The organism is Actinophytocola oryzae (assembly GCF_004364325.1).
GTDB classification, from domain to species: Bacteria; Actinomycetota; Actinomycetes; order Mycobacteriales; family Pseudonocardiaceae; genus Actinophytocola; species Actinophytocola oryzae.
In genome coordinates this window covers 331,969-344,129 of sequence record NZ_SOCP01000010.1, presented here as the reverse complement: position 1 = coordinate 344,129, position 12,161 = coordinate 331,969, and the positions used below count along the sequence as shown (strand labels likewise).

Genomic DNA, 12,161 nt, shown 5'->3' with positions numbered 1-12,161 from the left:
CTGGAAGTTGTCCTTCACCTGCGGTTCTCCGGGTCGTCAAGATCGAACACCGACTCCGCGAAGTCGTCGGGACGGTAGGTTCCCTCCGTCGCGTCCATGAGGATTCGCTGTTGCGAAAAGTCGTCTTCCCTCGGACGAGCCGGCGCCCCCGTGTCGTCCGCTTCGGGGGAACCCGCTGGTGGCGGCGGTGGCTGCCGGGGCTCCTTGTCGACGTCGAACAGCACCTGAGGGTTGGCGAAGTCGTCGTCCCTCGGTGGCCGAGGTCGTGGTTCCCTGCCGGGCAGGCGGGCCATCAGGTCGTCGGCGGTCGGCAGCTCCGGCACCGGCAACCCGTTGTCGGCACGGAACTTCGCCGCGTCCGCGCGGGCGGCGGAGTCGGTCGGCGCCACCTCGCCCCGGCGAAGTCCACGCAGTTTCCCGGTTTTCGCCTGCGCGGTCAGCTCGTCGGTCCGGCCGCGGAACTCGGCCGACTCGGCACGTGCGTCGCGGGCGGCCCGGCGTGCCCTGGTCAACGCGTAGTCGACATCGGCGAGGAAGCGTGCCGCGGCTTGCCGGAAGCTCATGGCACACAAGCCTATTCCGTGATGATGCGGAGTGTTCGCACAATCATCTCGCAGGCGGTGGCGACCTCGCGGTCCCGTTTGCCGGTGTTCTCGTGCTGACAGCCCACGCTGACCTGGGTGTTGTGCTGGAAGACGACGTACCAGTCGACCGTGGCGTCCTTGTTGGGGAGGGCCTGCTGGTAGTGGATGACCTGGCGCCCCGCGAAGCTCGCCTTCTCGTCGAAGCCCGTGAAGGCGTCGCCTGCCCGGTTGAACTCGTCCCGCAGCTTGCCGACGGCTCTCGGCCGGTCGGCGTCGCTGTCGAAGGAGAGCCGGATCTGCTGGACGAGCACGAGGTCGTCGCCGGTCTGGGCGTCGGACGGCTTGACCTCGGTGCGGAGCTGGGTGGCGTCCCCACCCGTCTGGAGCCAGTCGGTCGGCAGGGTGAACTGGTACTCGTACTGGGCGATCAGCCGCCCCGGCGCCGGGGTGGTGGTAGTGGTCTGGGGTGTTGCCCGCGAGCGCGGCTCGTTGCCCCCGTTCAGCACGACGACCAGCACGATCGCGAGGGCTGCCGCGAGTGCCGACGCACCGACGAGCAGCAGTGCCGAGCGGCGTCTGGAGGTGCTGACCGGTGGGGTCGGCGGCAGGGCGGGCCTCGGCCTCGGCGGCGGCTCGACGGCCGCGCGTGACTGCGGCTGAACTGGCTGCGATTGAACTGGCTGCGGCTGAACTGGCAGCGGCTGAACTGGCAGCGGTTGAACTGGCTGCGGCGGTCTGGGTTGCGCCTGTCGGGGCCGCCGGTTCGCCGCGGGCGCGGCGAGGTCCCCTGTGCCGTCCCCGCTCCCCGCGACGGCACGCAACGCCCCTCTGGCGACGACGGTCTCCGGCTGGTCGAGCGAGGTCGGCACGATCCCGCAGTGCTTGTGAACCAGTTGGGAGACAAGGGGAATCCGGCTGGAGCCACCGACGAGGAAGATCCCGGCGAGGTCGGTCGGCCGAAGCCCGGCCTCCTTGATGGTGGCGGCGGTCAGCTCGGCGGCCCGCTCCAGCCTCGGCGCGATGAGCCGTTCGAGGTCGCCCCGGGTCACGTGCGCGTCGGCGAAGGGCGGCGGCATCGGGACGTCGGTGTAGTTGTGCCGGGAGAGTGTCTCCTTGGCACCGCGGACGTCCTGGTGGATGACCCTGCGCCTGCGGCGGTCGGGTAGCTCGCGCCCCTCCACCAGCTCCCGCCACGCCTGCTCGTCGGTGCCCGCGACCAGCGACCCGACGTGCTCGAGCAGCATCTGGTCGATGTCGGCGCCGCCGAAGGTGGGATCCCCACGCGTGGCGAGGGGCCGGTTGGCCCGCACGACGGAGACGTCGACGGTGCCGCCGCCGAGGTCGAGCACCGCGACGGGGCCGTCGTGCTGCCCGGGGAAGCTGGCGGAGTAGAACACGGCCGCCGCGACGGGTTCCGGCACGAGGACGATGCGTGCGCCGAGCCCGTTGCCCGCCTGCCTGAGCACCCGTGTCCTGATGGCACCCCACTCGGCGGGGTGGGTGAGCACGAGCTGGTCGACGGGCCCGCCGCCGACACGCTGGCCCTCGGCGACCGCTCTGGAGAGCACGGCCCGGATGACGTCCCTGACCTTGTGGACACTGGTCCCGAGCAGCAGCTCCGGCTCGTCGATCCGCCGCTTGGGGTGCGGCTCGTACCGCGAGGGGTCGACCGCGGCCTGCCGGTCGGCCTCCTGCCCGACGAAGAGGGTCCCGTCAGGTGCCGCGTAGACGGCCGAGGACATGAGCGGCGTCCCGTCGACGGCCACGACCTGCGGCTCCCGCCCACGGACCGAGACGGCGACACACGTGCTGGACGTGCCGAAGTCGACCGCCACCCGCACCGTCATCCACACCCCCGCTCGTGGGCCCAGCCCCGATGTTAGGGGGCGCCCGAAGCCCACCTCGGAGCCGTCCCGGCACGCCTGCCAATCGGCGGCAGGGGATCACACAATCGGCGGAACCACCCTTCTCCGGGTGCGGACTCATGCCTCCGGCTGGATCCAGGCCACCTGCATCAGCTGCTGACCCGACTTGCGGCTCACCATCGTGCCTCGGCCCGGCGGCATCGGGGAGGGGCGGACGTTGCCGATCAGCGCACCCTCGTCCCGGCTGCCGCTGCCCTGCAGGCCAGGGGTGGCGATCTCCTTCAGCTTGCCGAGCACCGGGTCGAACATGGCCCTGCCCGCGCCACCCGTGCGGCGGACGGCGACGATGTGCATGCCGACGTCCTTGGCCTGCGGGATGAACTCCGCCAGCGGCTGCAGCGGGTTGTTGCCCTGTGGGCAGACCAGGTCGTAGTCGTCGCAGATGATGAACAGCTCCGGCCCCTTCCACCAGGAGCGGGTCTTCAGCTGCTCCTGTGTCACGTCCGGGCCGGGGAGGCGCTTCACCAGGGACTTCTTGACCTCGGTGATGATGCCGCCGAGCTGGCTCGACGACACGGCGTACGCCAGCAGGTGCTTGGTCTCGATGTAGCCGAGCATCGTCCGGCGGTAGTCGATCAGGACGATCACCGCCTCCTTCGGGGTGTAGCGGTCAACGATCCCCGTGACGATCGTGCGCAGCAGGTTCGTCTTGCCGGACTCCCCGTCCATCAGCGCGTAGAAGTGCGGGTCGGCGTCGAAGTCGAGGTACATCGGCGCCAGCTCGTTCTCGTTGACGCCGATCGGGACCAGCTTCGTGCCCCGGTGGGCGTCCTGTGTGAGCAGCTCCTCGTAGGGCAGCTGCTCGGGGAGCAGCCGGACCTGCGGGGCGCGCCGCCCGCGCCAGGTGGCGTTGATCTTGGCGATGGCGTCCTGGACGCCCTGCGCGACGTCCTCGGGGTTGCTCGAGCCGTCGATCCTCGGCAGGCCGACGAGGAAGTGGAGCTTGTCGCGCGACAGACCGCGACCGGGGCGTCCCTCCGGGATGTTCACCGCGACCCTGCGGTCCACCTCGGACTCGCTCGGGTCACCGAGACGCAGCTCGAACCGGGTCCCCAGGAGGTCCTTCATCGCGGGACGGATCTCCGCCCAGCGGTTGGCGGTGACGATCACGTGCACGCCGTAGGACAGACCCTGCGCCGCGATGCTCAGCACCTGGGACTCGATCGACTCGAACTCCTGGCGGAAGTTCAGCCAGCCGTCGACGATCAGGAACACGTCGCCCCACGGGTCCTCGCGCAGCTCGCCGCGCCGCTTCCGGTTGCGGAAGTCGGTCATCGAGTCGATCGCGTTGTCGCGGAACAGCTGCTCGCGGGCGGTCACCAGCCCGGACACCTCGGCGACCATGCGGCGCACCTTGTCCGGATCGAGACGACCGGCGACGCCGCCGATGTGCGGCAGCCCCTGCAGCGGACCGAGACCACCACCACCGAGGTCGACGCAGTAGAACTGGGCCTCCTCGGCCGTGTGCGTCAGCGCCATCGACATGATCAGCGTGCGGACGAGCATCGACTTGCCCGACTGCGGACCACCCGCGATGGCCGCGTGCCCGGCGGCACCGGAGAAGTCCGCCCACAGCAGGTCGCGGCGCTGCTCGTACGGCTTGTCGATCAGGCCGAGCGGTGGCTGGAGGCGGCCGTTGCCGAAGAACCCGGCGGGCGAGAGCCCCCGATCCTCCGTCGGCTGCAGCGGCGGCAGCAGCGTGTCCAGCGAGTTCGGCGTGTCGAGCGGCGGCAGCCACACCTCGTGCGCCGGCGGTCCCTGGCCGATGAGCCTGCCGACGATGACGTCGAGCTCGCTCGGCTCGGTCGGCGCGCTCTGCTCCTGCCTCGGCGCCTCCTTCGCCTGCTCGATCGACCGCTCCGGCTCCTTCGGGATCTCGATGTAGTCCGGCACGAACAGCTTCGCGCGGCGGTCGCCGGAGATCGGCGCGGCAGGGCCGGAGGTCTGGATGCCCGCGGGCCGGTACGGGCCGGACACGTACGACGCCTTGAACCGGACCATCGTGGACGTGTCGTACTTCAGGTAGCCAGAACCCGGGATGGACGGCAGCTCGAACGCGTCCGGCACCCCGATCGCGGCACGCGACTCGGCCGCGGAGAACGTCTTCAGACCGATCCGGTAGGACAGGTGCGAGTCGAGGCCACGCAGCTTGCCCTCCTCGAGGCGCTGCGAGGCCAGCAGCATGTGCATCTGGAGCGACCGGCCGAGGCGGCCGATGGCGACGAACAGGTCGATGAAGTCCGGCTTCGCCGACAGCAGCTCGGAGAACTCGTCGACCACGATGAACAGCGCGGGCAGCGGGTCGAGGTCGGCGCCGTTCTCACGCGCCTTCTCGTACTCCCACACGTTCTTGAAGTTGCCGCCGTTCTTCAGCGCCTCCTGGCGCCGGTTCATCTCGCCTGCCAGCGCGTCCTTCATGCGGTCGACCAGGGTCAGCTGGTCCTGCAGGTTGGTGATGACCGCGGCGACGTGCGGGGACGAGTCGAGCCCGAGGAACGTCGCGCCACCCTTGAAGTCGACGAGGACGAAGTTGAGGTTCGTCGACGAGTGGGTCGCCAGCATGCCCAGCACCAGGGTCCGCAGGAACTCGGACTTGCCGGAACCGGTCGCGCCGATGCACAGGCCGTGCGGGCCCATGCCCTCCATGGCCGCTTCCTTGATGTCCAGCTCGACGGGCTGGCCGAACTCGCCGACGCCGAACGGCACGCGGTAGCGGTCGCGGACGGGCCGGGGCCGCCACGCCTGCTGAACGTCGAAGGTCATCGGGTCGCCGGGGATGCCGAGCAGCTCCAGCAGCGTCGGGTTGGACAGCAGCGGCTCCTCGCCGCCGTCGTCGGCCGCGGCCGAGCCGACCCGGTAGGGCGAGAGCTTGCGCGCGAGCGCCTCCGCCTCGGCCACCGACATCGTGTCCGGCCGGGCGAACCACTCGACGCCGGACGCGCTGCGGGCACCGAGCCGGTCCTCCTCGACCACGAGCCGCAGGCCACGGCGGGCGGTGAGGTTGCCGAGGCTGTCGGACAGGTCCATCAGCGTGACGCCGACGAGCCCCTCCTCCAGGAGGATGGCCTCCTCGCGGGTGACCTCCCCGTCGTCGATCACGATCACGACCTGCGGCTGGTCGGGCTGCGGCGGCGCGTTGCGGGTGAACCGCTGCCGGTCGCGCAGCTCCTCGTCCAGCCAGTCCTCGATCTGGGCGAGCGAGCCCGCCATCAGCCGCATCTGCCCGATGCCGTCGACCAGCGACGGGTGCTGGGCGTGTGGCAGCCACTTCGCCCACTCCCACTCGGCCTTGGCGCGGCCGGAGGTCACCACGGCGACCATCACGTCGTCGGGGGTGTGGAACGCCACGAGCTGGGCCAGCAGCGCACGGGCGAGACCCCGGGTCAGCTCCTTGTCACCCGACAGGCCGACGGCCGCGAACCCGCGGATCGCGATCTGGATGGGCAGCTCCGGCACGATCGAGTGCGCACGCACGAACCTGCGCAGCGCGAGCGTCGCGATCGGCTCCAGCTCGTCGACGGGACCGGTCTGCGGCGGCACGAGCCGGGTGGCGAGGCGCTGCGAGCCCCGGCCGGCACGCAGGTGGCAGAAGTCGGGGTCGGACTGGCGGCGCTCCCACATGCGGCGGCTCGTGGCCACCGACCACAGCGCCTGCGGGTCCGGGTGCACCCACTCCAGGGCGGCGCGCTGGTCGAGCGAGGCCTCGCGGGCACGGTCACGCATCTGGCCGAGGTACCGCAGGTAGTCCTTGCGGTCCTCGTTCATCTCGGCCTTCTTCTGGCCGCCCCCGCGGTTCTGGCCGAACATGCCGACCATCGAGAACATCATCATCATCGGGAAGAGCAGTGTCACCGGGTTGCGGCCGATGGCGCCGCCGGCGGTGAACATCAGCACCATCATGCCGAGCATGGCCACGACCATGACGACCGGCATGAGCTTCATCAGGATGTTGCCCGGGATGACGCGGGGTACCTCGGGTGGCGGCTCCAGATGAACCTCGCCGCCGGGCTGCCGCGGCGCGGCGAGCCGAGGTGAACGCTTGAACTGAAGCGTACTCACCGAATACCCCTAACCACCTGGTCCTGAAATGCCCCAACTTGCGGAACCCACGCACGCGCCGGTACCGGCAAGGCCATACTAGGGGCCGCCACCGACAGCAAGGGGTGGTTATGGAGAGACAGAGAGACAGCGCAGTGTGAGGGGGCTCGAGGGTGGCAACCGGGACGACTGTGTTCAGCCGGGTGACGGTGGTCGCGCCAAGAACACGTATCGACGTGGCGCTCCCCGCCGGTGTCGCGGTGGCCGACCTGCTGCCGATGCTGCTCGAGATGGCCAAGGAGGCCACCCCGGACGGCGGCGCGCGGCACGGCGGCTGGTGCCTCGCCAAGCTGGGTGAGTCACCGCTCGACCCGAGCAGGACGCTCGCGTCGCTCGGTGTCGTGGACGGCGAGCTCCTGCAGCTGCGCAAGCGGGCCGAGAACCCGCCGCCGCCGCTTTACGACGACGTGGTCGACGCCATCGCGGAGTCGACGCCCGACAGCTACCGGCCGTGGACCAAGCAGACGGCGAACCGGATCGGCTACATCGCGGGCACGCTCGCGCTGGTCCTCGCCGCCGTCGCGGTGCTGATGACCGGGCCGCTGTTCGGCGGGGACGCCCTGCCCGCCGCGATCGCCGCCGGTGCGGCCGCGATCGTGTGCGTCGCGGTCGGCGCCACCATCGCGCGTGGCTACCAGGCGAAGACGGCCGGTGTGCTGATCGCCGCCGCGGGCGGCTTACCCATGGCGTTCGTGGCCGGCCTCTACATCGTGCCTGGCGCGACCGGGCGGGCCGGGCTGCTGCTCGCCTGCGCGCTGGTGCTGATCGTGTCCTCTGCGTCGATCATGCTGATCGGCGCGGGGGTGACGGTGTTCGTCGCGGCCGGTTCCGCGGGCCTCATCGGCGTCATCGCGTTCGCCATCGGCACCCTGATCGCCCACCCCGCGCCGGGCATCGCCGCGGGCACGGCCGCCGTGTCGCTGGCCGCGCTGTCCATGCTGCCCAGGATCACGATCCAGCTGGCGAGGCTGCCGCTGCCGAACGTCCCCGGCAACGCGGAGGACCTCAAGGAGGACAGCGGCTTCCCGGACTACCGGTCCATCGAACGCCGCGCGGGCCTCGCACACGAGTACATGACCGGCATGATCATCGGCCTCGGCTCGGCCACCGCGATCTCGGCGATCATCACCGCGAGCAAGGCCGACATCTGGGCCGTCCTCACGGCCATCTCGGCCACGCTCGTGCTGCTGCTGCGTGCCCGCACCTACGCCAACGGCAGCCAGGCCATCGCGCTGCTCGCCACCGGCATGTTCTCCGCTGCGGGCATCATGATCGGCTGGCTGTTCGCGACGGACACGTTCGGCCGCCTGCTCTGGGTGTTCGGCTCGCTCGTGCTGATCGCCGCCGCCGCACTGGTGCTCGGCGTGATCTTCCCCGAGCAGCGGTTCTCCCCGCCGCTGCGCCGGACCGTGGAGATCCTCGAGGCCGTGTGCATCGCGGTCATGCTGCCGCTCGCGCTCGCCGTGATGAACCTGTACGGCACGCTGCGGCACGTGAACATCCTGCCTGCCAACTAAGGCGTCGAGCCCGGTCCGCCCGGGCTGGCCGCCGACTGTGGAGTCCTCACATGGCGCTAACCCGAGCGACTCGGGTCCTGTCCGTTCTCGCCGCCACCTCGCTGCTGCTGGCGCCTGCTCTGCCCGCCGCGGCGCAGCCGTCGTCCACCCCGTCGGCGCCGGGACAGGGCATGGCGGAGCCGCCGCCGCTCCCGTCGGACTTCCCGCTCCCCGACGACGACGGGGCACCGGACCGGACCTATGAGAAGAAGACGGAGTGCGTGCGCTCGGCTGGGTCGCCGACGGTGCTGCAGACCAAGCCGTGGGGCCAGGACATGCTCCGCTTCGACGAGATCGCCAAGTTCGGGGCGACCGGCGCGGGCCAGAAGGTCGCGGTCATCGACACGGGGGTGACACCCCACGAGTTCTTCGGCGGCCGGATCAGCGGCGGCGGCGACTACGTCGTCGCGGGCGGCGACGGCCTCGAGGACTGCGACGGCCACGGCACCGAGGTGGCGGGCATCATCGCCGCGAAGCCGACCGACCCGGGGATCGGTTTCCGAGGCATCGCGCCGGACGCCGAGATCATCAGCATCCGCCAGTCCAGCGGGAACTACGAGTTCAGGGACGAGGCCACCAACCAGACGTTCAAGGCCGGCAACCTGAGCACGCTGGCGAAGGCCATCGTGCGTGCCGCGAACTCGGGCGCGGGTGTGATCAACATGTCGGTGGACTCCTGCCGGCCCACCTCGGCGGGTGCGATCAGCCCGCCGGAGCAGCAGGTGCAGCGGGCGCTGGAGTACGCCGTCGACGAGAAGAACGTCGTGGTCGTGGCGTCGGCGGGCAACCTGCCCGAGGGCGACTGCAAGGAGCAGAACAGCCCCGACCCGAAGAACCCGACGTGGCTCGTGATCCCGCCGTGGTTCTCGGACTACGTGCTGTCGGTCGCGGCCGTGCAGCGGGACGGCCAGGTCGCGGAGTTCTCGATCAACGGGCCGTGGGTGAGCGTCGCCGCGCCGGGCACCGAGATCATCTCGCTGGACCCGGCGAGCACCGGTCTCGCGAACCAGTCGGTCGACGAGAAGGGCAACGCCCAGCCGATCCAGGGCACGTCGTTCGCGGCACCGTACGTGGCGGGGCTGGCCGCCCTGGTGCGGCAGAAGTACCCGGAGCTGAACGCCCGCCAGGTCATGGAGCGGATCAAGTCGACGGCCGCGCACCCGGCGGCGAACGGCGGCCACGACAACCTCGTCGGCTACGGCATGATCAACCCGATCGCGGCGTTGACCGCGTTCATCCCGGCCGAGGAGGGCATCGCCCCCGACAAGGCCATCAAGGTGCCGTTCAGGATGCCGCCCGCCTACGAGCGGGACTGGACGCCGATGCAGGTCGCCATGATCGGTACGGGCGGCGGGCTGGGTGCGCTGCTGCTGACGCTGTTCGTGGTGCACACCGTGCGCCGCAACCGCCGCGACGACGAGGAACCTGCTCCGCGCGCCAGGGGTTGATCAGCGGGTCCTCAGCGCCATCGTGCGGACCTCGGCACGCAGGTCGTCGCGGGACAGCGGGTTCACGCTCATCCACTCGGCGTCCCCCGCCAGGCGGAACCGGCCACGCTCGGTGTCGAGCCAGCGCAGCTCCTCACCCATACGTGTCCACATCTCCTCGGTCTCGTCCCGCCTGGCGAGACCGATCTGACCGCTGCCTGCCACGGGCTGCAGGTGCGACACCATCCGCCGCGTCACGCGGTCGTCGATGCCCTGGGACCGGAGCACCTCGTCGACCTCCGGCGCCGTCAGCGGCTCGCCCCGCTCGACCAGCGCGGCGAACGCCTTGTCCAACGCCTGGCGGGGCAGGCTGAACGGCGCGGTGATCGGCGCCTCGGCACGCGGCACCAGCCGCACGAGGTCGTCGAGCGCGGCGTCGAGGGTCGCCGGCTTCATCCGGAGCATCCGCTCGGGCGACGCGAGGTCCTGGGTCACGAGCAACGCCTCGTCGCGGTGCACCAGCACGGCCGCGGCCAGCGTGATGTCCTCCTTGGCCAGCACCATGTCGACCACGCCGGTGCACGACCGCAGCAGGAACACGAAGTCCTCGGCCACGCCGAGCGGGCCGCTCTCGTCGGCGAGGCCGCGTTCGGTCAGCTGCTCACGGGCGGCGCCGAACAGGGCGCGCTGCTCGACGTCGGACTGCCCGGACGCCGGGATCTCCAACGGGAACGGGGCCTCGACCTCGGCGAACACGCACAGCAGGTCCACCTCGACCGGGTGCAGCAGGGTGCCGGCGTTGACTCTGAGGTCCACCCGTCAACCGTACTTGTAGGTACTCGCGTTGTCGGCGTCCACCTGGAGGTACGAGCTGGCGGTGTGCTCGGCCGCCAGCACGAACTCCTCCATGTGCGTGACCGCCAGGTTCAGCTGGCCGCGCAGTCCCTTCTCGCTGCCGAGCCGGTCGGTGAACTTCTCCGCAAGCTCCTGGCCGACCGGGCTGGTGCCCAGCATCGGCGCGTAGTCCGGGCTGGCCAGGTCCTCGACCTCGCGGGTGATGAGGTCCAACTGCTGGCGCACGTCCGCGACCGCCTGGGCGAACGCCTGCACCTGCGAAGGATCGACGGCCCAGCCGTCAGAAGAAGAGCCGCCACTCGTGTCGTCGACGTACATCCCTACCCCCTAGAGCCCGATCACCGGTGGCGCGGCCTTCTGGTCCGACGAGAACAGGTCCTCCTCCAGCGGCACTGTCCTGCGGTGCTCGCCGTCGTCCTCGCCGTCCTCGCGCCTGCCACCGGCGGCACCGCCGCCCTGGCCGAACGCGCCCGCCTTGCTGAACCGGCCACGACCGCGGAACTCGCGGTCGCCTCGGCCACCCGCGCCGCCCATCCCCGGGTAGCCCGAGCCGCCACGTCCGCCGGCTCCCCTGCCGCCCGCGCCACGTGCGCCCGCACCGCCCCGGCCCATCGGGCCGCCGCCCATCCCGCCCGCGCCACGCGCGCCGACGCCACCGCGCCCCATGCCCGCGGGCATCCCACCCGGGAAGCCGCCAAGGCCGAGCCCGCCGGTGCCACCGCCGGTGCCGATACCCGGCGTGCCGGGAGCACCGCCGCCGGGACCGAGCCCGGTCAGCGACTGCCAGCGGTCCGTCGGCCCGAACACGAACGACGGGTCGGTCGTGTGGTTGCCCTCGCTGGGCGTCGGGCTCGGCTTGACCACGCCACCGCCGGGCGGCGGCACCACCGGCACGCCGGGGCGGTCGATCGGCTGGCCGGGGCGCGAACCCGGTCCCTCACCGGGGTCCGAACCGTCCGACGGGCCGCCGAACTGCGGGGTGACCTGGTCGATGCCGAGCAGCGCGCCCTCGTAGCGCTCCATCGTCTGCACGGCCTTGCGCTTCATCTTCTTCTTGCTGTTGCCGAAGCCGAACGCGCTCGCGATGCCGCCGATGGCCGCGCCGAACGCGGCGCCGATGGGACCGCCGACCGCGAACCCGGCCGCCGCGCCGCCACCGGCGGTCGCCAGCCAGTTGTTCTTGGGCATGCCGGGCATCGTGTCCTGGGCGGAGCGCAGTGCGCCGCTCGCGTCGCGGATCGGGCCGGACATCTGCTGGGCGGTGGTGCCGAGCTCACCGATCCAGGCGGCGTTGGTCATGACCTTGCGGGTCGCCTCGTCGGCGGCCGTGCCACCCCAGAACTGCATCAGCTTGCCCAGTGCGCGTTCCAGGTCGTCCGAGGCTCGTGACACGTTGCCGCCGTGGCGGCTCCACTCGCCCGCCAGCGCCTCGAGCTGGGCCGGGCTCGACCGGTCCGCGACCATTCTGATCAGCGACTCGAGACCGAAGCCGTTCCAGTTGACCCCGCCTGTGACCCAGAGGTCGTTCTCCTCGCGCCTGCGCCTGCGGTCGTCCTGGGCTGCCTGCGCCGCTTGCAGGGCTTTCGCCCTGGCGTCCGCGACCTGCTGGAGGAGCTGCTCGAAGCCCACGGCCCCCACCCTCCGATCATCGATTCCGACGATCACGGTAGCGGATGACACCGACACAAAGCAGGCGAACCGGCCTCAACTTTCCGC

8 protein-coding genes are annotated in these 12,161 nt (G+C 71.1%); 2 read left to right on the top strand and 6 right to left on the bottom strand.

All coding sequences use genetic code 11. The features are described from left to right. Positions 1–14: 14 nt before the first annotated feature. From CLV71_RS27100 to eccCa, 3 genes are all read right to left on the bottom strand, one after another. Positions 15–563, bottom strand: a complete 549-nt coding sequence (locus CLV71_RS27100) for a hypothetical protein (RefSeq protein ID WP_133905652.1) — start codon at positions 561–563, stop codon at positions 15–17. 11 nt (positions 564–574) lie between these two features. Then, a complete protein-coding gene (locus tag CLV71_RS27095; RefSeq protein ID WP_133905651.1) occupies positions 575–2,431 on the bottom strand; it encodes a type VII secretion-associated protein in 1,857 nt (618 codons plus the stop codon). 135 nt (positions 2,432–2,566) lie between these two features. After that, positions 2,567–6,568 (bottom strand): type VII secretion protein EccCa, encoded by a 4,002-nt coding sequence (eccCa, locus tag CLV71_RS27090; RefSeq protein WP_133905650.1) that lies wholly within the window; start codon positions 6,566–6,568, stop codon positions 2,567–2,569. A 152-nt stretch (positions 6,569–6,720) separates the two neighbouring features. Between eccCa and eccD the strand changes: the two genes are divergently transcribed. After that, positions 6,721–8,124 carry a type VII secretion integral membrane protein EccD gene (eccD, locus tag CLV71_RS27085; RefSeq protein WP_133905649.1) on the top strand — a complete coding sequence of 468 codons (1,404 nt, stop codon included), beginning with the start codon at positions 6,721–6,723 and terminating at the stop codon, positions 8,122–8,124. 50 nt (positions 8,125–8,174) lie between these two features. Beyond that, positions 8,175–9,611 (top strand): type VII secretion-associated serine protease mycosin, encoded by a 1,437-nt coding sequence (mycP, locus tag CLV71_RS27080; RefSeq protein WP_133905648.1) that lies wholly within the window; start codon positions 8,175–8,177, stop codon positions 9,609–9,611. On the opposite strand, the gene CLV71_RS27075 is transcribed toward mycP, so the two are convergent. The 3 genes from CLV71_RS27075 to CLV71_RS47940 are packed head-to-tail and all read right to left on the bottom strand — an operon-like array spanning position 9,612 to position 12,074. Beyond that, the gene (locus tag CLV71_RS27075; RefSeq protein WP_133905647.1) at positions 9,612–10,406 is read right to left on the bottom strand and encodes an ESX secretion-associated protein EspG; all 795 of its coding nucleotides are present in this window, start codon (positions 10,404–10,406) and stop codon (positions 9,612–9,614) included. It lies immediately after the preceding gene. Positions 10,407–10,409: 3 nt separating this feature from the next. Continuing rightward, a complete protein-coding gene (locus CLV71_RS27070; RefSeq protein ID WP_133905646.1) occupies positions 10,410–10,763 on the bottom strand; it encodes a hypothetical protein in 354 nt (117 codons plus the stop codon). 9 nt (positions 10,764–10,772) lie between these two features. Beyond that, positions 10,773–12,074, bottom strand: coding sequence for a WXG100 family type VII secretion target (locus tag CLV71_RS47940; RefSeq protein WP_166664272.1), 1,302 nt, complete (start codon positions 12,072–12,074; stop codon positions 10,773–10,775). Positions 12,075–12,161: the final 87 nt, after the last annotated feature.

Bases quoted from the DNA above. Each gene is read 5' to 3' on its own strand.
- CLV71_RS27100 (WP_133905652.1), bottom strand. From the start codon at position 563: ATGAGCTTCCGGCAAGCCGCGGCACGCTTCCTCGCCGATGTCGACTAC.
- CLV71_RS27095 (WP_133905651.1), bottom strand. From the start codon at position 2,431: ATGACGGTGCGGGTGGCGGTCGACTTCGGCACGTCCAGCACGTGTGTC.
- mycP (WP_133905648.1), top strand. From the start codon at position 8,175: ATGGCGCTAACCCGAGCGACTCGGGTCCTGTCCGTTCTCGCCGCCACC.
- CLV71_RS27070 (WP_133905646.1), bottom strand. From the start codon at position 10,763: ATGTACGTCGACGACACGAGTGGCGGCTCTTCTTCTGACGGCTGGGCC.